We start from the raw sequence: 23590 nt of genomic DNA on the forward strand, positions 1-23590 counted from the left end.
CATGACTACGACAGACCTCCCCGCCTCAACGCCCCCAGACCTCTCCGCAGCGGCATCCGAGCTGCGCATGGCCACCTTCCGCCTCGCCCGGCGCCTGCGCGCCCAGCGCGCGGTCGACGAGATGAGCGACGGCCAGTTCGCCGTGCTCGCGGCTCTCACCGTGCACGGCCCGCACACCCTCGGCGAGCTCGCCGACCGCGAGCGCGTGTCGGCGCCATCGATGAACCGCACCGTGAACTGCCTCGAGGAGTCCGGCTACATTGCGCGGACCCCCGACGAGCACGACCGGCGCAAGGTCAACGTGTCGCTCACCGACACCGGCATCGCCGTGGTCGAGGAGACCACCAGGCGCCGCGACTCGTGGCTCGAGGGCGCCCTCGCCGAGATCGGGGACGAGGACCGCGCCGTGCTCGCACGTGCCACGGCGATCATGCGGGAGGTGGCTTCGCGATGAGTGCGATGTTCCGCTCCTTCTCCGTCTTCAACTACCGTGTGTGGTTCATCGGCGCCCTGGTGTCCAACATCGGCGCCTGGATGCAGGCGACCGCGCTCAGCTGGGTCGTCCTCACGCAGCTGACCGACAACGACGCCGGCGCTATGGGCGTCACGATGGCGCTGCAGTTCGCCCCGCCGCTGCTGCTCGTCGGGGTCACCGGCTGGGTGGCCGACCGCTTCGACCGGCGCAAGCTGCTCATGATCACGCAGAGCATGCTGCTCGTGGTGGGCGTCGTCATCGGATCGCTGCTGCTGGCCGGGGTCATGACGCTGCCGCTCATGTACGCCTTCGCGGTGCTCCTCGGATTGATCTCCGCGTTCGACAACCCCTCGCGGCAGGCGTTCGTCTCCGACCTCGTCTCGCGCGAGAACGCCTCCAACGCCGTGGCGCTGAATGCGGCATCGTTCAACGGCGCACGCATGATCGGCCCCGCCGTGGCGGGCGTCGTGATCGTCGCCGTCGGCACGGGCTGGGTGTTCTTCGTCAACGCCGTCACCTTCATCGCGATGATCGTGGCGCTCATGCTCATCCGCACCGACGAGCTGATCCCGCGGATCAAGCACGCCGGTGCATCGCGACTGGCCGACGGCTTCCGTTACGTCGGCAAGCGCCCCGACCTCATCGTGGCGTTCGCGATGGTGTTCCTGCTCGGCTCCTTCGGCATGAACTTCCCCATCTTCGCCTCGACGATGGCGCTGGAATTCGGGCAGGAGGCCGACGGATACGGCCTGCTCAGCTCGATTCTCGCCGTCGGGTCGCTCATCGGCGCGCTGATGGCCGCCCGCCGCGACCGTGCCCGCATCCGCATGGTGATCCTCGGCACGCTGATGTTCGCCGTCGCCGGCACCGTCTCGGCGTTCATGCCGAACTACTGGCTGTACGCGCTGACGCTCATGCTCACCGGCTTCGCCGTCGTGACGACCCTGACCACCGCCAACGGCTATGTGCAGACCACCACCGACCCGGCGCTTCGCGGTCGGGTGCTGGCGCTGTACATGGCGATCCTCATGGGAGGCACCCCGCTCGGTGCCCCCATCGTGGGATGGGTCGCCAACGAGTTCGGGCCGCGAGCGGCGATCCTGCTCGGTGCGGCGGCGGCGTTCGTCGCCTTCGCGATCGGGGCGATCTGGATGCTCGTCTCGGGCCGGGTGAAGCGCTCGGAGTCGCGACGGTTCGGCGTCACGCTCGGCGAGACCCGGCCGGTGTCGGTCGTGCCGCGCGAGGCCTTCTCGGATGAGATCGCCGCGACGACGCCGATCCGGCTGCCGGACGCCGACGCGGTGCGGGCGGGCGTGCGAGGCCGCAAGCGCGTGGTGCAGTAGCCCCGCGTGCAGTAGCCCCGCGGGCTCGGGGTCGTCGGTTCGTCGGGGTCAGCGGGCCTCGCGCACGCCGACGCGCACGAGGTGGTCGTTGACGAATCGACCGTCGGGATCGAGGCGCTCGAACACCGCTCGGGCATCGGCCAGGCGCGGGTGCACCCGCTCGATGGCCGCACGGTCGAAGCGGTGCGCCTTGCCCCAGTGCGGGCGGGCGTCGAACGGCGCGAGCGCCTGCTCGATGTCGGGGAGCAGCGCCGCCACCTCGTCGGGGTGGTTGCGCCACGTGAAGTGGATGATCGCGACGTCCCGCTGGTAGGCCGGGCTCAGCCACAGCTCGTCGGAGGCTGCCGTGCGCAGCTCGGTGACGATGAGGTGGGGACGGATGCCATCGGCCAGCGGCCGCACCGCGGTGAGGGCTGCCGCGGCATCCCGCCGGTCGACGAAGTACTCGGTCTGGATCTCGTCGCCGAACGAAGGCTCGACGTCGAGGCGGAAGTGCGGCAGCCGCAGCAGCCAGGGGCCGGGGACGCCGGCGAGCTCGGTGACGTTGGTCATGCCGGCCAGCGGCGATTCCCCGCCGAGCTGGCGCACGCCGTCGAGCAGGGTGTCGCTGACCGGGTCGTCATCGGCATCCAGTCGCGTCTTGACCCAGACGTGTCCGATGGTGTCGGACTCCCAGAGCGAGAACACCGACACGCTGTAGCCGGCTGAGGTGAGCTCGTCGTAGTCGGCAAGCGCGGCATCCCAGCTGATGCCGGTGTAGATGTCCTGGCGCACCCGGAAGGTGGGCTGGATCTCGAGGGTGACCGAGACCGTGATGCCGTAGGCGCCGAGGCCGACCACGAGCGCGGCGAAGTCGGGGTCGCCGCGGCGCACCTCGCGCAGGTCGCCGTCGGCGCCGACGTACCGCAGGGCCGTCACCGCGCCCGACAGTACGCCGTTGCGGTCGCCCGAGCCGTGCGTGCCGGTCGCGATGGCGCCGCCGACGTTGATGTGGGGCAGCGATCCCATGTTGCGAAGAGCCCAGCCGCGCTCCTCGAGCCAGAGGGCCAGCTCGCCGTAGCGCGTGCCGGCGCCGACGGTGACGGTGGCCGCATCGACGTCGAGGTCGAACGCGGGGTCGATGCGGGTGACGTCGATGAGGGTGCCGTCGGTGTCGGGGAGGTCCGTGAACGAGTGCCGCGTTCCGAGGGCGTGCACGCGGCCGCCACCCGACACGAGGCGCCGCACGTCGTCGATGGTCTCCGCGACCTCGATCCGGGGCGCCCGGTACTCATAGGTCCCCGCCCAGTTCTGCGCCATCCGCGCCCCCTCGCCTCTTTCGCGTCCCCCACAACATAACCCCCGCCGAGTGAGTATTCGGGGTCGCGACTGAGTATTCGAGGCGAGTACTCACTCGGCGCGGCGAATACTCACTCGAGGACGGTCGCTAGGGACTCGAGGGCGGCGACGGGGTCACCCACCGGGATGAACACCGAGCTGTGCACGCCGGCGGCGGCCAGCGAATCGATGCGAGCGCGGACCTCGGGCACCGTGCCCGCGAGCGCCAGCTGCCTCACCCACTCGTCCGGCATCGCGCGGGCGAACTCCGCACCGTCGGCGCACCGCGCCCGCAGCGCCGCGAACTCCGCGGCGAACGGCATCGGCGCGATGTGCGGCGCCCAATCCGGCTCACCGAACGCCGCGAGCGCGGGCCGCGCCGCCGCCAGCGCCGCGCCGGCATCCGCGCCGACGACCCCGACGTTGTACGCCACGAGCCGGTGATCGGATGCCGCGATCTGCTCGATCGCCGCCCGCGCGTATTCGGGCGTCACGGGCTCGGCGAGCACGGTGCCGTCGGCGATGCGCCCCGAGAGCGCGAGTGACTTCGGTCCCCGCACGCCCAGCATCAGCGGCGGCGGCTCGGCCGGCACGCTCGTCGCGTCCAGTCGCACCCCGGTGTCGAGCGCTCCCCCGCCGAGCAATGTGCGCAGCGTCGTCACGTGATCCTCGAGCGCCCGCAGCGGGCGGTCCGGCCAGGCGCCGACGGACCGCATCCAGTCCGGCATCCCGTGCCCGATCCCGGCGTCGACCCGACCGGGGAAGAGCTGCGCGAGCGTGGCCAGCTCCATCGCCGCGAAGGCGGCGTTGCGAGCACCGGCGGGAAGGATGCCGATCCCCACGCGGATCCGCTCCGTCAGCGCCAGCACGACCGCGGCCTGCGCGACACCGCCGCGGAAGCCCAGGTCCTCGACGACCCACAGCTCGTCGAACCCGAGCTGCTCCGCGCGCACGGCGAACTCCCCCACCCGCGTCGCGTCGATGTCGCGGGGCAGCATGACCCCGATCGCGCAGCCGGTCACAGCAGCGGCCGGGATTCCTCGGCGTCCCGCTCCGGCAGGGGGCTCGGCGCCGGGCCGAGCGCGTCGAGGTCCGGCCACAGTGCGTCGGGGATCACGGTGTCCCGCAGCTCGCGCAGCTGCACGAGACGGCGCGAGCTGGCGATGCCGACGATCGTCGAATCCACGAGCTCCGATCGCAGCGAGAAGTGCAACGCCGCGGCGGCCAGCGGCACGCCGTGATCGGCGCACACCTGCTCGGCGCGCGCGATCCACGCCATGAGCTCCGGCGACGCGTCGTTGTAGCCGTACGACGGCCGCGAGGCCGCCCCCTTGGCGAGGATGCCGGCGCCGAACGGCGCCGCATTGAACACGCCCATGCCGCGGCGGCGCGCCTCAGTGAACAGCGCCTCCGCGCTGCGGTCGACGAGGGTGAACCGGTTGTGCGAGAGCACCACGTCGAACAGCCCGGTCTCGACGTACCGGGTCATGAGCGGGATGGGTCCTGCCGCGATGCCGATGACCTCGACCGCGCCCGTCTCGCGCAGCTCCCGCATCCCCTCGAGCGCGCCGCCTGGTGCCTCGGCCTGCTCGAACGTGATGCTGTACGGGTCGTGCAGGTGCAGGATCTCCACCCGGTCGACCCCCAGCCGTGTCAGGCTCTCCTCGTAGGAGCGCATCACCCGGTCGCGGTCGAAGGCGCCGGTGCGCCCGTCGCGGTCGACCTTCGTCGCGATGCGGGCGGTCGCCAGCGACGGCCCCACCTGGGCGAGGGCGAGGCCCAGCACCGCCTCGGAGCGGCCGTTGCCGTAGTTGTTCGAGGTGTCGACGAGTGCGAACTCGCCCGTCAGCAGGTCCACCGCCGCCGCGACGGCCGCCGTCTCCTCCGCCGAGCCGGGAGCGGTGCCCTCCCCCAGCGCGGACGTGCCGAGCGTGATGTCGCCGACGTGGATGCCGGTGGAGCCGAGAGTCTTGTGCGTCATGGCTGCGTCGCCTTTCTGTATGGATGCGCCTGCGTGCCCGCTCAGGCGCGCGTGGTCGATTCGCGGACGATCAGCTCCGGTTGGAAGCGCACGTTGCGCGGCTCGGCCGGCGCCGGGTCTGCCAACTCCTGCAACAGCAGGTCCACGGCGGTGTACCCGATGAGCGACGCGGGCTGCCGGATGGAGCTGAGCGGAACGGTGGTCGAGGCGGCGAAGTCGATGTCGTCGTAGCCGATGAGCGCGATGTCGTCGGGAATGCGCACCCCCGACATGATCGACAGCGCCTGGATCGCGCCGACGGCGAGCAGGTCGTTGGCCGCGAAAATGGCATCGGGCCGTTGGCTCACGGGGCGGTCGAGCAGGGCCAGTCCTGCCGCCCGTCCGTGCAGCACGGTGAGCGCCGGCGCCTCGACGACCTCGAGGGTCGCCCCCGCCACGGCATCCACGGCCTGCCGCGTGCCCTCCAGCCGGTCCGCGACCTGTCGGATCGCCCGCGGCCCTCCCAGGAACAGCAGTCGGCGGCGTCCCCCCGCCAGCAGGTGGGATGCCGCGAGGCGCCCGCCCTCGACGTCATCGACGGAGACGGAGGAGAACCCCTCTCCCGTCATCTCCCTGTCGACCAGGATCACCGGCGTGCCGGCATCGCGCAGGCGCCTCAGCCGCCCCACGTCATCGCTCGTCGGCGTGATGAGCACGCCGTTGACCCGCTGCTCGAGGAAGAGGTCGAGGTAGCGCGCTTCGCGCGGCGGGTCCTCGTCGGCGTTGCCCAGCAGCACCGCCATGCCCGCTTCGTCGGCGCGCGCCTCGGCGCCCCGCGCCACGTCGGCGAAGAAGGGGTTCGCAGCATCCAGCACGACGAGCCCGATGCTGCGGCTGCGGCCGACGCGCAGCTGGCGGGCGGCGTCGTTGCGGACGAACCCCAGCTCGTCGATCGCGCGCTGCACGCGCTCGACCGTGGCCGGCGCGACCTTGGCGGGACGATTGAGCACGTTGGACACCGTGCCGACCGAGACGGCGGCTGCCGCCGCGACGTCGCGGATGCTGACGACCATCGGCGCCCCCTCCTGCTCTCCCGGCGATCCTAGACCGGACGGTTGCGTCACCCGGCTTCGTCCACTAATTTTGAAACGATTCACATCCCCGGCGATCCAGGAGACCCTCGATGACGAGCCCGTCACAGCCGCAGCGCGTCTGCTTCCAGCTGCAGGTGAAGCCCGAGATGCTCGACGAGTACCTGCGGCGACACTCTCCCGTCTGGCCAGAGATGCTCGCCGAGATCGCGGCATCCGGCCGGCGCAACTACTCGCTGTTCCTCGGCGAGGGCGGCCGCCTCACCGGCTACTACGAGACCGACGACGACCAGGCTGCGCAGGCCTACCTCGCCGCCTCGGAGGTCGCCTCCCGCTGGGAGGCCGAGATGGCCCCCTTCTTCGTGGGGCTCGAGGGCCGTCCCGACCAGGCCGCGACCCCCCTAACCGAGATCTTCAATCTGCACGACCAGCTGGCATCCGCCGCCCTTCACGAAAGCGACGCATCATGACGACGTTGTCCCCCGCCATCCTCACCGAGCTCGAGGGCCAGGGTATCGAGCTGCCCAGCTGGGCGTTCGGAAACTCCGGCACGCGCTTCCGCGTCTGGACCACCGAAGGCACCCCGCGCGATCCCTTCGAGAAGATCGCCGACGCCGCCGAGGTCAACCGCCTCACCGGGCTCGCCCCCTCGGTCGCCCTCCACATCCCGTGGGACAAGGTCGAGGACTACGGCGTGCTGCGCCGCCACGCCGAGGACCTGGGCGTGAAGCTCGGCACGATCAACTCCAACACCTTCCAGGACGAGGACTACAAGTTCGGCGCCCTCACGCACGAGAACGAGGCGATCCGCCGCAAGGCCATCGACCACCACATCGAGTGCATCGACGTCATGGATGCCACCGGCTCCCGTGACCTCAAGATCTGGCTCGCCGAAGGGTCGAACTACCCCGGCCAGACCGACATGCGCGCCCGGCAGGACCGCCTGCAGGATTCGCTGCAGCAGATCTACGCCCGCCTGTCCGGCGAACAGCGCCTGGTGCTGGAGTACAAGTTCTTCGAGCCGTCGTTCTACCACACCGATGTTCCGGACTGGGGAACGTCCTATGCCCAGGTCGCCGCGCTCGGCGAGCGCGCGATGGTGTGCCTCGACACCGGCCACCACGCCCCGGGCACGAACATCGAGTTCATCGTCATGCAGCTGCTGCGCCTCGGAAAGCTCGGCTCGTTCGACTTCAACTCGCGCTTCTACGCCGACGACGACCTGATCGTGGGCGCCGCCGACCCGTTCCAGCTGTTCCGCATCCTCTTCGAGGTCATCCGCGGGGGCGGGCTCAACAACCCCGACGTGGCGTTCATGCTCGACCAGTGCCACAACATCGAGGCGAAGATCCCCGGTCAGATCCGCTCCGTGCTGAACGTGCAGGAGATGACGGCCCGCGCCCTGCTCGTCGACCGCGATGCCCTGGCGGCGGCGCAGTCAGCGAACGACGTGCTCGGCGCCCAGGCCGTCTTCATGGATGCCTTCTACACCGACGTGCGCCCGGCGCTGGCCCAGTGGCGCGAGTCGCGCGGGCTTCCCGCCGACCCGATGGCCGCCTACGCAGCCTCGGGCTACCAGCAGAAGATCGAGGCCGAGCGGGTCGGCGGCACCCAGGCCGGCTGGGGCGCGTGACGACGGATCCGTTCCCCGCCGCCGGCGGGCTCCTGCGGGTCTATCCGGCGACCGAGCCCGACGGCTCGGGCCTCGTCTGGGCGCACGGCGGTGGGTTCCACGCCGGCGACCTCGACATGCCGGAGGCCCAGGATGTGGCTACAGCCCTCGCGACAAGGGGTACGACGGTCATGTCCGTCGACTACCGGCTGGTACGCGAGGGATGCCGCTACCCGGCGCCCTCCGATGACGTTCTCGCCGCGTGGTCGTGGGCGCTCGACTCAGCCGCCCGACTCGCCATCGACCGGGGTCGCCTGGCGATCGGCGGCGCCAGCGCCGGCGGCAACCTCGCCGCCGGCGCTGTGCTGCGACTGATGGAGGGCGCCACGTCCACGCTCCCAGCTCTCGTCGTGCTGGCCTACCCGACGCTGCTCGCCGTGCAGCCACCACCCGGGGCCGCCCTGCGGGCAGCACTGGATGCACAGCCCGACGCCGACCGTTTCGGGCCGGCCGTCGTCCGCACGATGTACGAGAACTTCTTGGGAGCACCTGTCCAGGATGCGCCGCTGGCTGCAGTCCCGGCGCGAGCCACTGCCGCCGATCTCGCCGCCTACCCGCGCACGCTTCTGATCAACGGCGATGTGGACGAGCTCCGCGTGGGCGCAGAGGTCTTCGCCGCGACCCTCGAGGCAGCCGGACGTCCGGTGCAAGCGATCATCGAACCGGGTACCCAGCACGGGCATCTGAACCGCCCGGATCAGCCTGCGTTCACGGCATCCATCGACCGCATCGCCGAGGCTCTCGCCGCCCTCCCCCGCGGGTAGTCGGGAGCGCCGCGAGGTCGATCGAACAGGCCGGCCGACACCGGGATACGATCGTTCAATGAACCAGACGGGTGGGGGCAGCTCAGCGTGGCGACGATCCGGGATGTAGCACGGCTGGCAGGGGTGTCCGCAGGGACGGTGAGCAACGTGCTCAATCGCCCATCGTATGTACGGCAGGAGACCCGCGACCGAGTTCTCCGAGCGATCGAAGAACTCCAGTTCGTCCCCGACCAGAGTTCCCGGCAATTCCGTGCCGGACGCACGCGCACAATCGGGATCGCGGTGGCGAACCTCGACAACCCGTTCTTCGTCGATGTGGCGCTCGGCGCAGAGCAACTCAGCCATGAGTTGGGACTCGGCGTCGTCGTGTGCAACAGCGCATACGATGCGGTGCGGGAGTCGCAGAACCTGGATCTCCTGGTGCAGCAGCGTGTGCAGGGGATCATCATCTCCCCCGTCGACGAGAACAGTTCGCGACTGGAGATGCTCCGAGACCGCGGCGTACCCATGGTCTTCGTCGACCGTGTAGGCGACGATCGCGACTGCTGGTCCGTCGTCGTCGATGACCGACACGGTGGACGCGCGGGCGCCCAGCACCTGATCGACCGCGGTCACCAGCGCATCGCCTACCTGGGCCACCCGCATCACTCACAGAAGGTACGGATGCGCTACGACGGCGCGCGCGAGATGATCGATCGCACTGCGGGGGACATCACACTCGAACTCGTCGCCACCGAGTCGTGGACTGTCGAGGAGGGGCGCGCGGCCGGCAGGGCCCTGCTCGCGCGGAAGCCGGACAAGCGACCGACCGCCATCTTGTGCGCGAACGACGTCCTCGCACTCGGCCTGCTCCAGGCGGTGACGCACGGGGGCCTTCGCGTGCCGGAGGACCTCGCGATCGTCGGCTACGACAACGTCGTTTGGTCCGAGGTGGGCGCCGTACCGCTCACCACCGTGGCGCAACCGCGTGCACAGCTGGGCCGGACGGCCGTCGAGATGATCATGCACCTCATCGACAGCCCGCAGCGAAGCCCTCGGACGAATCATGTCGTCCTCGAGCCCGAACTGGTCGTGCGCGACTCGACCTGACACGAAAGGGGGGCGGATGCCGCTCGCGCGCGCATCCGTCCCCCTCTCCCCGTCCGGCCTAGAAGGCAGGCTCGATGTCGTCCACGTTGTCGATCGTGACCACCGTCAGCGGGATCGGCAGACGCGCATCCACGGTCTCGCCGTCGGCGACCTTCAGGATCGTGGTCAGAGCGAGCGCTCCGTCCTCGACCGGCGACTGCAGGATCGTCGCGTAGAAGTGACCGGCCTTGATGGACTCGAAGGCGTCCGCCTGGCCGTTGATGCCCACGATGGCCGGGATGTCGTCGAGATTGCGACCCGACTCGGTCCACGCGTCGATGAAACCGCGCGCCATCGTGTCATCGGCAGCGTACACGCCGTCGATGTCGTCGCCGAAGCGCGTGATGAGGTCGCGGCTCGCGACGAGCGCCTTCTGCTGGTCGAAGTCGGCGTTCACCGACTGGAGAATTTCGATCTCGGAGCCGAGCTCCTCCAGGCGATCGGTGAACCCGTCGCTGCGCCCGATGCTCGTGCCGTTGCCGGCTTGACCCGCGATGATCACGACCTTGCCCTGGGCACCGAGTACGTCAGTCATCGCGTCCGCTGACAGCACGCCTTCCTCATAGACGTCGGGGCCGGTGAAGCTCGCCACGAGCTCAAGGGCTTCATCGTCCATCGGAGAGTTGATGAGCACGACGGGAATCTGCGCCGACTGTGCCTGGATCAGACCGGGGATATAGGCCTGCGGGTCGAGGGGCCAGAGCACAATGCCGTCGGGGCTGCGTCCGACGCAGGTCGAGAGCTGCTCGGTGCCCTTCTGGACGTCGAAGTCCTGGCTGAGCATCGTGACCTTCGCGCCCGCCTCGTCGGCGGCAGCGAGGAACGCTTCGTTGGCGGGCGTCGCGTAGGCGTGCGATTCCGCCGCCGTGATGTAGCAGATCTCCTTGCCTGCCCCCGAGGCATCGCCGTCCGACGAGCCGGATCCCGTGTCTCCCGAGCCGGCGCAGGCTGTGAGCAGCATCGCCGCTGCCAGCACGGCTCCGCCGAGCAGGTACTTGTTCTTCATCATGTGATCGTCCTTTCGTTCTCTTGTGTGGTGTCTTGCTGCGCGTCGCCAGTGCGCCGCCGAATGCGTCGCGCGAGTGCCGGCAGGGAGAGGTCGACACCCTGCTTGGAAAAGGTGAAGCGGTCGAGCAGGATCAGGAGTAGCAGGATGCAGCCCGTCGCAATGCTCTGCACGTACGCGGGCACGCTCTGGTACTCCATCGCGGTCGTGAGCGCCGCGAGGGTGAGCAGGCCGCCGAGCGTGCCGAGCGCGGAACCGACACCGCCCTCGAGGCGGGTGCCTCCGATCACGACGGCCGCGATCGCGGTGAGCACGATCGTGTCCCCGAACATGGGCGATCCGGTGTTGGACGCGATGCTGAACGTGACGCCCGCCACGCCTGCCATCGTGCCGCTGAAGACGAAGGCTCCGAACAGGTAAGCATTGGAGCGGACGCCGCTCGCTGTCGCGCTCCCGGCGTTGCTTCCCACGGCGAAAACGTTCCGTCCGGCAACGCTCCGCGTGAGCCAGACGTGCAGCAGAAGGATGAGCACGAGAAAGACCAGCACGCGCGACGACACCGTTCCGGCGACCGGTTGGGTCAGCGGGATGCCGAAGAACGGGTCGATGCCGCTGATCGGGCGGGAGTCGGTGACCAGGTGGCAGACCGCCCGGAAGAAGACCATCGTCGCCAGTGTCGCCACGAGCGAGTTGATCTTCAGCACCACGACGAGCAGTCCGTTGACCGCACCCGCGGCCACGGCGATCGCGATTCCGACCAGCGCCGCAGGCACCTGACCAAGCGCCGGCTGCAATCCGATCGCGGCGATGCCCGACAGCGCGAGGATCGCCCCTCCCGAGAGATCGAGTTGACCGGCGATGAGCACGACGGTCAGGCCGATGGCGAGCAGACCCATGGTCGCCACACGGTCGACGCCGAGGCTCAAGGTGCGCGCCTCGAAGAAGCCCGGCACGAACGAGGCCGACAGCACCAGCGTCGCGACAAGGATGACGACGACGCGGTAGCGCACAAGGCTCAGGAACACGATGCTGTCCGTGACCCGATTGGACGACCCGGTCATGACTGACCTCCCTTCCGACGCAGGTACACATCGAGCGAGACCGCCGCCACGATGAGCGTCCCTTTCGCGATGCCCTGCACTGCGGTGGGCACGCCCTGCAGCACGAGAATGTTGTTCAGCAGTGCGACGAACAGCAGCCCGCCGATCGCCCGCGGGATGCTTCCGGAGCCGCCCAGGAGGCTCACACCACCCACGACGACGGCCGTGATCGCGTCGAACTCGTAGCCGATGCCGATGCCGGGACGCGCCGTTTGCAGCGTGACGCCCAGAAGGACGCCGGCCAGCCCCGCAAGACCCGCGGTCAGGACGAATGCCGAACCTCGCGTGAGGAACAGCGGCACAGCGCTGGCGCGCGTCGCGTCCGGGTTCCCGCCGGCGGCATACACCCAACGGCCCAGCGTGGTGCGGGAGAGGACGAGGTGGCCGATGACCGCGACCGCGAGAAAGACCATCACGATCACCGGGATGCCGAAGACGCGTCCGTTCAGGAAGGCCTGCGCGGCAGGGTCAGTGCCGTAGACGATGACGCCTCCGACGCTCCACTGCGCGATCCCCAGCACGATCGTGCCGACGGCGAGCGTGGTGATGACCGGGTTGATGCCCGCATAGCCGATGAGCAGTCCGTTGACCACCCCCGCGACCAGTGCGGCGAGGATCGCGACAAGTGCTGCGGGAATCGTGCCGATCGTGGGCTGAAGGCCGAGCACGAGGATCGCGCCCACAGCCACCGTGGCAGGAACCGAGAGGTCGGCGAGACCGCGCGTGATGAACACGAAGGTCATTCCGACGACGATCACGCCGAGGATGGAGATGTTGATGAGGACGTTAGTTAGGTTGCCGATGCTCAGGAACCGGTCCGATAGGAGTGACCCGACGACGAGCAGAAGCGCGATGCCGACCGGCATCCCGACCCAGGATCCGATGCGGGAGAACGCGCTCCCCTTGGTCAGGCGGTCAACCGAACGCGCCGCGGCGTTCTGTGCCCGAGTGGGCGCGGTAGACGAGGTCATTGCGATGCCTCTCCGGTTGCTGCGTGCATAATGGATCGCTCATCGGCGTCGTCACGGGTGAACTCTGCTGACACGCGCCCTTCGGTCAGCACATAGATGCGGTCGCTGACGGCGAGTACCTCGGGAAGCTCCGACGAGATAAGGAGGATGGCCACGCCTCGACCGGCGAGCTCGCCGATGATCGTGTGGATATCGGCTTTGGCGCCCACGTCCACACCTCGCGTGGGTTCGTCCAGCAGCAGCACGTCTGGCTGCGTGGCCAGCCACTTGGCGATGACGACCTTCTGCTGGTTGCCACCGCTGAGCGTGTTGACTGCGCGCTCGACGTCTGGGGGGGACACGCCGAGGGCATTGACCTGCTCCGTGGCGAGCGCACGCTCGCGGCGCGAGGAGATCCAGCCCGAGGTGCCCACCTTCGACAGCACGGGCAGCGCGATGTTGTCCCTGATGGATGACTCCGGGATGATCCCGTCGCGCTTGCGGTCCTCGGGGACGTAAGCGATGCCCGCGTTCACGGCCTGGCGAGGGCTGCGCGCCCGGATATCCGCACCGTTGACCCGGACGGTGCCCGCGTCGGCCTTGTCCAGACCGAAGACGGCCCGGGCGATTTCGGTGCGGCCCGCCCCGACGAGCCCGGCGAGTCCGACGATCTCGCCGGCCCGAACGGTGAGAGAGACGCCGTCGAATGCGCCGGCACGGCTCAGGCCGTCGACCTCGAGCACGACCTCGCCGATCGGCACCTCCCGCTTGGGGAAGACGTCGGTGAGCTCGCGCCCGACCATGAGTGTGATCATCTCGGCGGCGGTGAGACCGGACACCGGCCGGGTGTCGATCTGACGCCCGTCGCGCAGCACGGTGACATGGTCGGCGAGGTCGAGCACCTCACGTAATCGGTGGCTGATATAGATGATGGCAATGCCATCGGCACGCATCGCGCGCACGACGCGGAAGAGGGCTTGTGCCTCGTGTTCGCTGAGCGACGAGGTCGGCTCGTCGAGGACCATGATCTTCGGACGGGCGGCATAGGCCTTCGCGATCTCGACCAGCTGCTGCTGACTCACGGTGAGCGATCCCAGCCGGGCACGCGGATCGATGCGGGCGTCGAGGGCGTCCAGCACCGCTCGCGCAGAATCCAGCAGGCTGCGCCTCCGCACGAACCCCAGCCGGGACGGGGTCGCTCCGAGCGCGATGTTCTCCGCGACGGTCAGATCGGGAACCAGGTTCAGCTCCTGGTAGACCATGCCGATGCCGCGACGGAGGGCATCGAGCTGGCCCGCTATGCGAACCCGCTCGCCGGCGAGCTCGATCGTGCCGGTGTCCGGCTGGTAGAGCCCAGCAAGGATCTTCATGAGGGTGGACTTCCCCGCACCGTTCTCACCGACGATGGCGTGGACTTCACCGGGTGCGACGACGAGGTCCACGTCCGACAGCGCCTTGACGCCGGGAAAGGACTTCGATATCCCCCGCATCTCCAGGGCAGGCGCACTCATGCCGTCTCCTTTCTCTTCGACCCGCGCACGCGGCTGGGTCCGGCGTGCATCTCCACGGCGTAGGAGACCGATTCGCCCGGCATCAGCTCCGGCAGCACACCCTCCGCATCCGCGGCGGCGCGGCCCCTGCTCCAGTCGACGTTCACCGGCTCGAGGCCGAGCACGTAGTGCCCCTCGCCGAGCATCTTCCACTGGTGCAGCCCGGGCAGCGTGGCGGTGTCGAAGCGGATGGCCAGACGCACGTCGCGCTCCGGGTTGTCGACCGAGACCTCGGCCACACCCTGCTCGCGGAAGTCGTGCCGGAACACCTGCTCCGCGTACCCGCGCACCGGCGCAGAGATCTCGTGCCAGCTCGCGACACCGGATTCAGCGGCCGCATCCCGAGGCGTCACCGCTGCGGAAGGTATCCGCAGCACCGCATGCTCCGACAGCAACGGCCATCCCAGATTGCAGTGGTAGAGCACCATGTGCCCGGTCTGTCGCGCCCCTTCGTTGGTCACGGTATCGAAGATGCGGATGCTCGACCCGCCGAGCGGAGCTTCGATGCGGCGGCGGAGAACGAGGTTCTCGCCGAACACTGCAGCCTGGCGCACCTCGCCCTCGATGATCAGGGAGTCGTCGCCGACCTGGACCCGGGTGACCGTGGCCGGCACCGAGCTGATGCGACCGTGCATGGGATAGTCCACACCGTCGTGCGTGCTCGCAGGCCCGAAGGAATCGAGCCCGCACGTGGTCAGCATGCCGCCGCCGAACGTGCGCAGCCAGTCCGTGCCCACGTCATGAGTGTGACCAGGAGCCCCGATGCCGACCGGTGAGATCCAGCTGAGGGGCGTCTCGCGGAAAGTGACATGTCCGAGGTCCAGCGCACGATCCGGGTGAACGTCGAAGCTCAGACCGCCGCCGGTGACGACGCGGAGGCGGCGAGCGCCGCGCGCTGAGCCCTGCGTCTCGACGAACTCGTCGATGCGAGCGATCTGCGCGAGCGAGCCGATGCGCCTACGCGCCTCGGGGAGGTCAACGCCGAACACTTCCGCTGAATCCGTCATCTACAGGCCCAGCTCTCCACGCTCTGCGGCGAGCTGCGCGTTTGCTGGGCCGAAGTGCTTGAGGACCACCAGGTCCTCCGTCGCGGATTCGTTCACGATGGTCGTGCCGGCGGCCGCAGCCGATGCAGTCACGAAGAACTCGTCAGACGAGAACTGGCCGTATCGGATGGAGCTGATCGCCGCGAGAGACTGGCCGTTGATGGAGCCCCGCCCGCCGACCGCGACAAGCCCGTAGGCGTCGCCCTCCTCCACTGTGACCGCACCCCCGGGACGCACGGTGAGTTCCTTTGCGCTGAAAGCCGAGGCGCGGTAGGTGATCCACTTCTCGACGTAGTCGGGGGTCGCGGCACGGGAGCTGGCGACCGTCTCGATGGGCGGAGTGAAGCGGTGGCTCCAGAACTCGGGGTCGACGTTTCGCTCCCAATCGACCAGTTCCACGATGAAGTCGAGATCGCCGACGCGGTTGTCGGGGACGTCCTTCCAGAGCAGCTCGTCACCAACCTCGCGGTTGTTCGACCAGGATTCGGTCATCGCGAAGACGTCGCAAGCCGCCTGCGGCTCATACGTGCACATGCTGGCGGGCGCGTGGAGGATTCCGGCGGGTACGTCCCACCCCGTGCCCGGTGTGATCCGGTAAGCCTTCGACAGATCGGTGATGCGGTTGTCTCCGCCGAGGAGGAAGCCGGCAAGCTTCTCACGCAACTGGTCCTTCGTCACCTCGGGGTGCAGCCCGAAGAACGTGAACGGGAACTGGCCCCCGTGGTTGTTCATCTGAGGCGGGAAGTAGTAGGCCTCCGGCTTGCCCGGCTTGCCCACGAGTGCCGCGTGCTCGTCACGGTGATGGATGTGGAAGGGCAGCGGGAATTCGTTGTCGAAGAACTTCGAGTACATCGGCCACAGACCGTGGGAGTCCCACAGACCGCCGATGGCGTCGGCGCGGAAGTGCGCGATGAACTCGTCGAACGGGATGACGTTGCCGTCGGGGTCGCGCACAAGGCTCAGACCTTCGAACGGGTCGGTGCGCGGGCCGTTCTCGGCGCGCACCGCACTCGCGAGCCAGCGCTCGTCGATACCGCCTCGGTCCTTGCCGAGCGGGAAGTAATCGTCCGGGTGCAGACGGATGCGGCGGCCCGGCGTGCAGAACGAGCGCGGCACCCAGGCGGGGGCGAGGGAGAGCACGCCGCCCGATGCGTCCATGGCACGCTCGATGGCCGCCTCTGTGCTCGTCACGTTCTCGTAGGGCCCGGCGTTCGCCATGTCTCACTCCTTTGTGACGTCATGAAAAGACGCCGCTGTCTGTCAACTGAATCACCTTGGTTCATTGAACCCTGCGCGATTCAGTGAATCTAGCAAAGGTGTCCGGTGCATGCAACAACCTGCGGTCGGACGGGTCGAGTTGTGCGGGAGCCTCCGATAAAGCAATGTCGTCATCATGTCGACGACCAGCTCCCTGGACACTGAACGACGCCGACAGGCCCTCACCCACCTGGTGGAGGAGCAGGGCTCCGTGAGCCTCAGTGACGCCGCGGGCGCCTTCGGCGTCTCGGAGATGACGATTCGCCGCGATCTGCTCGAACTCGAGGCAGCAGGCCTGGTGCGACGCGTGCGGGGCGGCGCGATCCCCCTTCCGGGTCCACAGCGCTTTAGCGTCCGCAGCAACCTTCAGCGCGAGGCCAAGACCATCATCGCGCAAAAAGCAGTCAGCCTCGTTCCCCGCTCCGGAGCCGTCGCGATGGACGCCTCAACGACGGTGGGCGCCCTGGTGGCGGCACTCTCAGGCGATGCAGCCCTCACTGTGGTCACCAACTCGTGGGAGAACTTCTCCGCAGCACGACGCGCCGGCTTCACGAACGCCATTCTCACCGGCGGCCACGCCGAGGCGTCGACGGACAGCTTCGTCGGACCGGTCGCATGCCGAGCCGCCGCATCGATGACCTATGCCGCTCTGTTCACCAGCGCAAGCGGCGTACAGGCCGACCTCGGTTCAATGGACGTCTCCCTCCCGGAGGCGCAGGTGAAACAGGAGTTCGCGCGGAGCGCGCAACGCGTCGTGCTCCTGCTCGATTCGTCGAAGATCGGCGAGCGCGACGTCGCTCGTAGCTTCTCATGGGATCAGATCGACCTCCTGGTGACGGAACTCGAGCCCACGGACCCGCGCGTGGCGTCGTTCAATGACGTGGTCGAGGTGAAGTGAATCGTTGCCAAATTGATCATTTCTTGAAATACTTCACAAGAACTAACATTGCTCGTCTCGCACAGAGAGTTCCCTCATGACGAACCCCGCAGCCGCCGAACTCATCGCCCGCAGCAACCGCCTGGGCGCCGACCCGAAGAACACCAACTACGCCGGCGGCAACACCTCCGCCAAGGGCACCGAGACCGACCCGGTCACCGGGGAGCCCGTCGAGCTGCTGTGGGTCAAGGGCTCCGGCGGCGACCTCGGCACCCTCACCGAGAAGGGCCTCGCCGTGCTGCGGCTGGACCGCATGCGCGCGCTCGTGAACGTCTACCCGGGCGTCGAGCGCGAGGACGAGATGGTCGCCGCGTTCGACTACTGCCTGCACGGCAAGGGCGGCGCCGCCCCGTCGATCGACACCGCGATGCACGGCCTGGTGGATGCCGCGCACGTCGACCACCTGCACCCGGACTCGGGCATCGCGATCGCGACGGCCGCCGACGGCGAGAAGCTCACCTCCGAGATCTTCGGCGACAAGGTCGTGTGGGTGCCGTGGCGGCGCCCCGGATTCCAGCTGGGCCTGGACATCGCCGAGATCAAGGCGCAGAACCCGCAGGCCATCGGCTGCATCCTCGGCGGCCACGGCATCACCGCGTGGGGCGACACCTCCGAGGAGTCCGAGCGCAACAGCCTGTGGATCATCGACACCGCCGCCGCCTACATCGCCGAGCATGGCAAGGCCCAGCCGTTCGGCGGCGTACGCGCCGGATTCGAGGCGCTCCCCGACGCCGAGCGGCGCGCCCGTGCGGCCGCCCTCGCGCCGACGATCCGAGGCCTGGCATCCACCGACAAGCCGATGGTCGGCCACTACACCGACAGCGACGTGGTGCTGGACTTCCTCGCCTCCGAGAAGGCACCGGCTCTCGCCGCGCTCGGGACGAGCTGCCCCGACCATTTCCTCCGCACCAAGGTCAAGCCGCTGATCCTCGACCTGCCGGCATCCGCCTCGGTCGACGAGCAGCTGGCCCGGCTGCAGGAGCTGCACGCCGAGTACCGCGCCGACTACCAGGCGTACTACGACGCGCACGCAGATGCCTCGAGCCCCGCGATCCGCGGCGCGGACCCCCTCATCGTGCTCGTCCCGGGCGTCGGCATGTTCAGCTACGGCGCGAACAAGCAGACCGCCCGCGTCGCCGGGGAGTTCTACGTCAACGCCATCAACGTGATGCGCGGCGCCGAGGCGCTGTCGACCTACTCCCCCATCTCGGATGCCGAGAAGTTCCGCATCGAGTACTGGGCGCTCGAAGAGGCCAAGCTGCAGCGGATGCCCAAGCCCAAGAGCCACCAGGGCCGCATCGCGTTCGTGACGGGCGCGGCGTCCGGCATCGGCAAGGCCATCGCCACCCGCCTGGCCGCCGAGGGCGCGTGCGTCGTCGTCGCCGACCTCGACCTCGAGAAGGCGCAGGCCGCGGCCGCCGAGCTGGGCGGCACCGACGTCGCGATCGGCGTCGCGGCGAACGTGGCGGATGCCGCGGGCGTGCAGGCCGCCATCGACGCGACCGTGCTCGCCTTCGGCGGCGTCGACCTCGTCGTGAACAACGCCGGGCTGTCGCTGTCGAAGCCGCTGCTGGAGACCACCGAGAAGGACTGGGACCTGCAGCACGACGTCATGGCGAAAGGCTCGTTCCTCGTCGCGAAGGCCGCCGCGAAGGCGCTCATCGAGCAGAAGATGGGCGGCGACGTCATCTACATCTCGTCGAAGAACTCCGTCTTCGCCGGCCCCAACAACATCGCGTACTCGGCGACCAAGGCCGACCAGGCCCACCAGGTGCGTCTGCTGGCGGTGGAGCTCGGCGAGTACGGGGTGCGCGTCAACGGCATCAACCCCGACGGCGTCGTGCGGGGCTCGGGCATCTTCGCGTCGGGCTGGGGCGCGAACCGCGCCGCGACGTACGGCGTGAATGAGGAAGACCTCGGCCAGTTCTACGCGAACCGTACGATCCTCAAGCGCGAGGTCGTGCCCGAGAACGTCGCCGACGCGGTGTACGTGCTCACCGGTCCGGAGCTCTCGCGCACGACCGGGCTGCACATCCCCGTGGACTCCGGCGTCGCCGCCGCCTTCCTGCGATGAGCGCGGGCGCGGGTTCGTCGGGGGCCGGCGCCGTCGCCGCGGTCGACCTGGGTGCGACGAGCGGCAGGGTGATCGTCGGGCAGGTGGGCCCCGACACGCTCGAGGCGACGACGGTGGCGCGGTTCGCGAACGACCCGGTGGCCACGCCCGACGGAATGCACTGGAACCTGCTCGGGCTGTACAGCGCGGCCCTCGCCGGGCTGCGTGAGGCCCTCCGCGCGGCGCCCGACGTCGCCAGCATCGGCGTGGATTCGTGGGCCGTGGACTACGGGCTGCTGCGCGACGGGCGGCTGCTGGGCACGCCCTTCCACTACCGCGATGCCCGCACCGAGCGCGGCGTCGCTGCGGTGCACGAGCGGATGCCGCACGCGGAGCTCTACCGCCGCAACGGGCTGCAGTTCCTGCCGTTCAACACGCTGTACCAGCTGGCCGCGGAGCCGACGGATCTCCTCGGCTTCGCCGACACGGCGCTGCTCGTGCCCGACCTCATCGGCTACTGGCTGACAGGGCAGGCGCGCACCGAGGTCACCAACGCCTCGACGACCGGGTTGCTACGGGCCACCACCGCAACGTGGGACGAGGAGCTCATGGCCGGGCTGGGTCTTCCCCGCGGCATCCTCCCCGCCCTCATCGCCCCGGGCGAACGCCTGGGCGCGCTGCTGCCGGAGGTCGCCGCGTCGCTCGGTGCCGGCTCGAGGGTCTCGGTCACGGCCGTCGGGTCGCACGACACCGCGTCGGCGGTCGTCGCCGTGCCGATGCAGCCCGAGTCCGCCGCATACATCTCGTGCGGCACGTGGGGTCTCGTCGGGGTCGAGGTCGAGCGGCCGGTTCTCACGGCCGAGGCGCTCGCGGCGAACTTCACGAACGAAGGCGGTGTGGACGGCCGGGTGCGGCTGCTGCACAACGTGATGGGCCTGTGGGTGCTGAGCGAGACGGTGCGCGGCTGGGAGCGTGAGGGCCACGACATCGACCTGCCGACGCTGCTCGGCGCCGCGGCCGAGGTGGATCCCGCCACGGTGCCGGTGTTCGACGTCGACGACCCGCGCTTCCTCCCGCCGGGCGACATGCCCGCCCGCATCGCCGCCTGGTGCGCCGAGCATGACGTCGCGGTGCCCCACACGCACGCGGAGTTCGCGCGCTCGATCGTGGAGTCGCTCGCGCAGGCCTTCGCCGACACCGCGCGGCTCGCGGGTCGCATCGGCGGGGTGGACGTCGAGACGATCCACATCGTCGGCGGCGGGTCGCTGAACCGGCTGCTGTGCCAGCGCACCGCCGACCGAGCGGGGATGCCGGTGCTGGCCGGCCCCGTCGAGGCGACGGCGCTCGGCAACCTGCTGGTGCAGGGCCGCGCGGCCGGGTTCGTGGGAGGCTCCCTGGAGTCGCTGCGGGACCTCGTCGCGCGCACGCACGCCCCGACACGTTACGACCCCCGCCCCGGCGAGTGAGTATTCGAGGAGATCACGGATGACCGGATACAGCGCCGCCTTCGACTGGGTGCGGCGGCACGTCGAAGCGGGGCGCCTGCCTTCCGCGGTCCTCGGCATCACGACCGCCGACGGCGTCGTCGGGCTCGACGCGTTCGGAGCCACGCACGGCCGGACGGCGAAGGTGGACGATGCCTACCGACTCTTCTCGATCACCAAGGTCCTGACCGGTCTCACCACCGCACGCGTGATCGAGCGCGGCCTGGTCACGGCGGAGACGCCGCTGACAGCGGCCATCCCCGACTTCGGGCGCGACCGCGACGACGTGGTGCGCCTGCGCCACCTGGTCAGCCACACGTCCGGCATCCCGGAGCCTGCGCTCGACAGCGCGGTGCCGTTGCGGCAGGCGCTGCTCGAGCCCGGTCGGGATTTCGCCGCCGGCGCCGCATCGCGGTACTCGACCATCGCGTTCGAGGGGGTTGCGGCGCTCGTCGAGCAGGCGACGAGCCGCTCCTGGGATGCCGATGTGGCGGACTGGGCCGGCGCCATCGGCGCGAGCGGACTGACATTGGACGAAGCGGCCGACCCGCATGCGGTCGTCGATGGTCCGGAGCTCGGGTTCGATGCAACGGTGTTCGCCGGCCACCGCAACCCCGGTGCCGGGATGATCGGCACGGCTGCCGACCTGCTCGCCATCGGCGCGGCGCTGCTGCGGGACGAGGGCGAGATCGTGCAGCCGGCGACCCTGGCGATGATGCGGCGTCCCCTGACCGGCGACATCCCGAGGCTCGAGCCCTACCCCGCCGAGCGCGGCCAGGACTGGGGCTTCACCTGGAACCTGCGCACGCGCGCGCCCGGCCTGATCGACCAGGACGTGTACGGACACGGCGGCTGGGCCGGCACCGAGTTCTGGGTGCACCCGACGGCGGGCGTCGCCTATGTGCTGCTCACCAACCAGGTGCAGCGACCAGGAGTGGATGCCGACGAGCTCGACAACGCGGTGGTCTCCGGCGTCTGAAGCTCGCGAGTGAGTATCCGTGCTCGGGAGTGAGTATTCGCGGTCTCTCGCGACAGCCGGCTCGAATACTCACTCGCCGCATCGAATACTCACTCGGCGGCGAATGCAAGCCCTGTACGGCGGGATGCCACGGCGCATACCGTGGCGGCATGAACCAGGATCGCGATAGCGCACGGGAGCCCATCGACGAGGACGCACCGCTCGGGGGTGACGAGGGCACCGAGGACCAGCTCCAGGCCGACAACCCGGCCGAGGAGGAGACGCTCAAGACCCTCGACCCCGACAGCCCCGCGTCCTGACATGACATGACATGACAAGAGGCCCGCCCGGACGGATCCGGACGGGCCCCTGCCACGATGACTCAGAAGTCGAAGTCGCCGATGTTCTCCGCGTCGAACACGAACGGGTCGCCGAGCAGCACGCCGCCGTCCGCGCCGACCTCGAACGAGCCGAGCTTGCCCGCCTCGAACGTGTCGCCCTCGTCGCCGGCGATCTCACCGGTCACCAGCGCCTGCGTGGCGAAGGCGGCGAGGTAGCCGAGGTCGGCCGGGTTCCACAGCGCGAACGCCGTCACGGTGCCGTCCTCGACGTATTCGCGCATCTGGTTCGGCGTGCCGAGGCCGGTCAGCGCGACCTTGCCCTTGAACTCCGACGTCGACAGGTAACGCGCCGCGGCGGCGATCCCCACGGTGGTCGGCGACACGATGCCCTTCAGCTCGGGGTACGTCTGCAGCAGCGCCGCCGTGCGGTCGAACGACGTCTGGTCGTCGTCGTCGCCGTAGACGACCTGCACCAGCTCGATGTCGGGGTGGCTGGCGGCCAGCTCCTCCTCCATCAGCTCGATCCAGGCGTTCTGGTTGGTCGCGTTGGCCGAAGCCGAGAGGATCGCGATCTGTCCCGAGCCGCCGATCTGCTCCGCGATCAGGTCCACCTGCACCTGGGCGATGCCGTCGGAGGTCGCCTGGTTGATGAACAGGTCACGGCATTCGGGGTTGGTGTCCGAGTCGAAGGTGACCACCTTGACGCCGGCCGACCGTGCCTCGTCGAGCGCGTCGCAGATCGCCTCTGGGTCGTTGGCCGACACGATGAGACCACCGACACCCTGCTGCGCCGCGGTCTGGATGTAGCTGACCTGCGACGTCGGCGACGCCTCGCTGGGCCCGACCTCGTCAAACGTGCCGCCGAACTCGGCCACGGCTTCCTCGGCCCCGCCGGTCGAGGTGTCGAAGTACGGGTTGCCGAGGTTCTTCGGCAGCATCGTGATCGACACCTCGGCATCCTCACCGCCACCTCCGTCGCCGCTGCCGCCGTCACCTCCGCCGGAGCATCCTGCGGCGGCGAGCGTGACGCCCAGGGCGAGGGCGGCGGCGATTCCTGCGCGCCGCGTGCGCTTCATTGCGAACATCTGTGTTTCCTTCCGTGGTGCGAGGTTCTCGCGGGTGTGTTCAGGTAAGGGGTCTCGAGGGCGGGCTCCGGTG

Annotated in this window: 22 protein-coding genes; 11 read left to right on the forward strand and 11 right to left on the reverse strand. The window is 69.3% G+C overall.

Annotated elements, in window-relative coordinates; genetic code table 11:
• Nucleotide 1: 1 nt before the first annotated feature.
• Entirely contained in the window at nt 2–454 is a 453-nt protein-coding gene (locus QNO21_RS13395) for a MarR family winged helix-turn-helix transcriptional regulator (RefSeq protein ID WP_257518318.1), read from the forward strand.
• On the forward strand, nt 451–1818 hold the full coding sequence (locus QNO21_RS13400) for an MFS transporter (protein ID WP_257515782.1): 1368 nt from the start codon (nt 451–453) through the stop codon (nt 1816–1818). The genes QNO21_RS13395 and QNO21_RS13400 overlap by 4 nt, the downstream gene beginning before the upstream one ends.
• Nucleotides 1819–1866: 48 nt before the next feature.
• Here the strand turns inward: QNO21_RS13400 and QNO21_RS13405 are convergent, their stop codons facing one another.
• From QNO21_RS13405 to QNO21_RS13420, 4 genes are all read right to left on the reverse strand, one after another.
• The gene (locus QNO21_RS13405; protein ID WP_257518319.1) at nt 1867–3117 is read right to left on the reverse strand and encodes an FAD-binding protein; all 1251 of its coding nucleotides are present in this window, start codon (nt 3115–3117) and stop codon (nt 1867–1869) included.
• A 110-nt stretch (nt 3118–3227) separates the two neighbouring features.
• The gene (locus tag QNO21_RS13410) at nt 3228–4133 is read right to left on the reverse strand and encodes an LLM class flavin-dependent oxidoreductase (RefSeq protein WP_257518320.1); all 906 of its coding nucleotides are present in this window, start codon (nt 4131–4133) and stop codon (nt 3228–3230) included.
• Nucleotides 4134–4153: 20 nt separating this feature from the next.
• Nucleotides 4154–5116, reverse strand: a complete 963-nt coding sequence (locus tag QNO21_RS13415; RefSeq protein WP_257518321.1) for an aldo/keto reductase — start codon at nt 5114–5116, stop codon at nt 4154–4156.
• Nucleotides 5117–5157: 41 nt separating this feature from the next.
• Nucleotides 5158–6168: a LacI family DNA-binding transcriptional regulator gene (locus QNO21_RS13420; protein ID WP_257518322.1), complete on the reverse strand. Its 1011-nt coding sequence runs from the start codon at nt 6166–6168 to the stop codon at nt 5158–5160.
• 110 nt (nt 6169–6278) lie between these two features.
• On the opposite strand from QNO21_RS13420, the gene QNO21_RS13425 reads away from it, so the two are divergent.
• The 4 genes from QNO21_RS13425 to QNO21_RS13440 all read left to right on the forward strand — a co-directional run bounded on the left by QNO21_RS13425 (nt 6279) and on the right by QNO21_RS13440 (nt 9711).
• Nucleotides 6279–6656, forward strand: coding sequence for an L-rhamnose mutarotase (locus QNO21_RS13425; protein WP_257513639.1), 378 nt, complete (start codon nt 6279–6281; stop codon nt 6654–6656).
• Entirely contained in the window at nt 6653–7819 is a 1167-nt protein-coding gene (rhaI, locus tag QNO21_RS13430) for an L-rhamnose isomerase (RefSeq protein ID WP_257518323.1), read from the forward strand. The genes QNO21_RS13425 and rhaI overlap by 4 nt, the downstream gene beginning before the upstream one ends.
• Nucleotides 7816–8622 carry an alpha/beta hydrolase gene (locus QNO21_RS13435; protein WP_257518324.1) on the forward strand — a complete coding sequence of 269 codons (807 nt, stop codon included), beginning with the start codon at nt 7816–7818 and terminating at the stop codon, nt 8620–8622. Before rhaI ends, QNO21_RS13435 begins: the two co-directional genes overlap by 4 nt.
• Before the next feature lie 87 nt (nt 8623–8709).
• Entirely contained in the window at nt 8710–9711 is a 1002-nt protein-coding gene (locus QNO21_RS13440; RefSeq protein WP_257518325.1) for a LacI family DNA-binding transcriptional regulator, read from the forward strand.
• Between the two features lie 58 nt (nt 9712–9769).
• Here QNO21_RS13440 and QNO21_RS13445 read toward each other — a convergent pair whose 3' ends face one another.
• Genes QNO21_RS13445 through QNO21_RS13470 form a run of 6 tightly spaced genes read right to left on the reverse strand, consistent with a single transcriptional unit; the run spans nt 9770 to nt 16620 of the window.
• The gene (locus QNO21_RS13445; RefSeq protein WP_257518326.1) at nt 9770–10759 is read right to left on the reverse strand and encodes a sugar ABC transporter substrate-binding protein; all 990 of its coding nucleotides are present in this window, start codon (nt 10757–10759) and stop codon (nt 9770–9772) included.
• Nucleotides 10756–11817 (reverse strand): ABC transporter permease, encoded by a 1062-nt coding sequence (locus tag QNO21_RS13450; protein WP_257518327.1) that lies wholly within the window; start codon nt 11815–11817, stop codon nt 10756–10758. The genes QNO21_RS13445 and QNO21_RS13450 overlap by 4 nt, the downstream gene beginning before the upstream one ends.
• A complete protein-coding gene (locus QNO21_RS13455; protein WP_257518328.1) occupies nt 11814–12827 on the reverse strand; it encodes an ABC transporter permease in 1014 nt (337 codons plus the stop codon). The genes QNO21_RS13450 and QNO21_RS13455 overlap by 4 nt, the downstream gene beginning before the upstream one ends.
• On the reverse strand, nt 12824–14317 hold the full coding sequence (locus tag QNO21_RS13460; RefSeq protein ID WP_257518329.1) for a sugar ABC transporter ATP-binding protein: 1494 nt from the start codon (nt 14315–14317) through the stop codon (nt 12824–12826). The genes QNO21_RS13455 and QNO21_RS13460 overlap by 4 nt, the downstream gene beginning before the upstream one ends.
• Entirely contained in the window at nt 14314–15363 is a 1050-nt protein-coding gene (locus QNO21_RS13465) for an aldose 1-epimerase family protein (protein WP_257518330.1), read from the reverse strand. The genes QNO21_RS13460 and QNO21_RS13465 overlap by 4 nt, the downstream gene beginning before the upstream one ends.
• Nucleotides 15364–16620 (reverse strand): cupin domain-containing protein, encoded by a 1257-nt coding sequence (locus QNO21_RS13470; RefSeq protein ID WP_257518331.1) that lies wholly within the window; start codon nt 16618–16620, stop codon nt 15364–15366.
• A 175-nt stretch (nt 16621–16795) separates the two neighbouring features.
• Here QNO21_RS13470 and QNO21_RS13475 point away from each other — a divergent pair, with 175 nt between their 5' ends.
• The 5 genes from QNO21_RS13475 (at nt 16796) to QNO21_RS13495 (ending at nt 22411) form a co-directional block, all read left to right on the forward strand.
• Nucleotides 16796–17557, forward strand: a complete 762-nt coding sequence (locus QNO21_RS13475; RefSeq protein WP_257518333.1) for a DeoR/GlpR family DNA-binding transcription regulator — start codon at nt 16796–16798, stop codon at nt 17555–17557.
• Nucleotides 17558–17633: 76 nt separating this feature from the next.
• Nucleotides 17634–19670, forward strand: coding sequence for a bifunctional aldolase/short-chain dehydrogenase (locus QNO21_RS13480; protein WP_257518334.1), 2037 nt, complete (start codon nt 17634–17636; stop codon nt 19668–19670).
• Nucleotides 19667–21115, forward strand: coding sequence for a rhamnulokinase (locus tag QNO21_RS13485; RefSeq protein ID WP_257518336.1), 1449 nt, complete (start codon nt 19667–19669; stop codon nt 21113–21115). Before QNO21_RS13480 ends, QNO21_RS13485 begins: the two co-directional genes overlap by 4 nt.
• A gap of 19 nt (nt 21116–21134) precedes the next feature.
• Complete coding sequence (locus QNO21_RS13490; RefSeq protein ID WP_257518337.1) at nt 21135–22112, forward strand: serine hydrolase domain-containing protein; 978 nt, start codon at nt 21135–21137, stop codon at nt 22110–22112.
• Between the two features lie 149 nt (nt 22113–22261).
• Nucleotides 22262–22411 (forward strand): hypothetical protein, encoded by a 150-nt coding sequence (locus QNO21_RS13495; protein ID WP_257513857.1) that lies wholly within the window; start codon nt 22262–22264, stop codon nt 22409–22411.
• Between the two features lie 62 nt (nt 22412–22473).
• On the opposite strand, the gene rhaS is transcribed toward QNO21_RS13495, so the two are convergent.
• Nucleotides 22474–23517 (reverse strand): rhamnose ABC transporter substrate-binding protein, encoded by a 1044-nt coding sequence (gene rhaS / locus QNO21_RS13500; protein ID WP_257513856.1) that lies wholly within the window; start codon nt 23515–23517, stop codon nt 22474–22476.
• Nucleotides 23518–23590 lie beyond the last annotated feature (73 nt).

Source organism: Microbacterium sp. zg-Y818 (genome assembly GCF_030246905.1).
Lineage (GTDB): Bacteria > Actinomycetota > Actinomycetes > Actinomycetales > Microbacteriaceae > Microbacterium.

What these genes read in the sequence shown, in the direction of transcription:
- QNO21_RS13395 (WP_257518318.1), top strand. Translation starts at nt 2, where the DNA reads ATGACTACGACAGACCTCCCCGCCTCAACGCCCCCAGACCTCTCCGCA.
- QNO21_RS13400 (WP_257515782.1), top strand. Translation starts at nt 451, where the DNA reads ATGAGTGCGATGTTCCGCTCCTTCTCCGTCTTCAACTACCGTGTGTGG.
- QNO21_RS13405 (WP_257518319.1), bottom strand. Translation starts at nt 3,117, where the DNA reads ATGGCGCAGAACTGGGCGGGGACCTATGAGTACCGGGCGCCCCGGATC.
- QNO21_RS13410 (WP_257518320.1), bottom strand. Translation starts at nt 4,133, where the DNA reads ATGCTGCCCCGCGACATCGACGCGACGCGGGTGGGGGAGTTCGCCGTG.
- QNO21_RS13415 (WP_257518321.1), bottom strand. Translation starts at nt 5,116, where the DNA reads ATGACGCACAAGACTCTCGGCTCCACCGGCATCCACGTCGGCGACATC.
- QNO21_RS13420 (WP_257518322.1), bottom strand. Translation starts at nt 6,168, where the DNA reads ATGGTCGTCAGCATCCGCGACGTCGCGGCGGCAGCCGCCGTCTCGGTC.
- QNO21_RS13425 (WP_257513639.1), top strand. Translation starts at nt 6,279, where the DNA reads ATGACGAGCCCGTCACAGCCGCAGCGCGTCTGCTTCCAGCTGCAGGTG.
- rhaI (WP_257518323.1), top strand. Translation starts at nt 6,653, where the DNA reads ATGACGACGTTGTCCCCCGCCATCCTCACCGAGCTCGAGGGCCAGGGT.
- QNO21_RS13445 (WP_257518326.1), bottom strand. Translation starts at nt 10,759, where the DNA reads ATGATGAAGAACAAGTACCTGCTCGGCGGAGCCGTGCTGGCAGCGGCG.
- QNO21_RS13450 (WP_257518327.1), bottom strand. Translation starts at nt 11,817, where the DNA reads ATGACCGGGTCGTCCAATCGGGTCACGGACAGCATCGTGTTCCTGAGC.
- QNO21_RS13455 (WP_257518328.1), bottom strand. Translation starts at nt 12,827, where the DNA reads ATGACCTCGTCTACCGCGCCCACTCGGGCACAGAACGCCGCGGCGCGT.
- QNO21_RS13460 (WP_257518329.1), bottom strand. Translation starts at nt 14,317, where the DNA reads ATGAGTGCGCCTGCCCTGGAGATGCGGGGGATATCGAAGTCCTTTCCC.
- QNO21_RS13465 (WP_257518330.1), bottom strand. Translation starts at nt 15,363, where the DNA reads ATGACGGATTCAGCGGAAGTGTTCGGCGTTGACCTCCCCGAGGCGCGT.
- QNO21_RS13470 (WP_257518331.1), bottom strand. Translation starts at nt 16,620, where the DNA reads ATGGCGAACGCCGGGCCCTACGAGAACGTGACGAGCACAGAGGCGGCC.
- QNO21_RS13475 (WP_257518333.1), top strand. Translation starts at nt 16,796, where the DNA reads ATGTCGACGACCAGCTCCCTGGACACTGAACGACGCCGACAGGCCCTC.
- QNO21_RS13480 (WP_257518334.1), top strand. Translation starts at nt 17,634, where the DNA reads ATGACGAACCCCGCAGCCGCCGAACTCATCGCCCGCAGCAACCGCCTG.
- QNO21_RS13485 (WP_257518336.1), top strand. Translation starts at nt 19,667, where the DNA reads ATGAGCGCGGGCGCGGGTTCGTCGGGGGCCGGCGCCGTCGCCGCGGTC.
- QNO21_RS13490 (WP_257518337.1), top strand. Translation starts at nt 21,135, where the DNA reads ATGACCGGATACAGCGCCGCCTTCGACTGGGTGCGGCGGCACGTCGAA.
- QNO21_RS13495 (WP_257513857.1), top strand. Translation starts at nt 22,262, where the DNA reads ATGAACCAGGATCGCGATAGCGCACGGGAGCCCATCGACGAGGACGCA.
- rhaS (WP_257513856.1), bottom strand. Translation starts at nt 23,517, where the DNA reads ATGTTCGCAATGAAGCGCACGCGGCGCGCAGGAATCGCCGCCGCCCTC.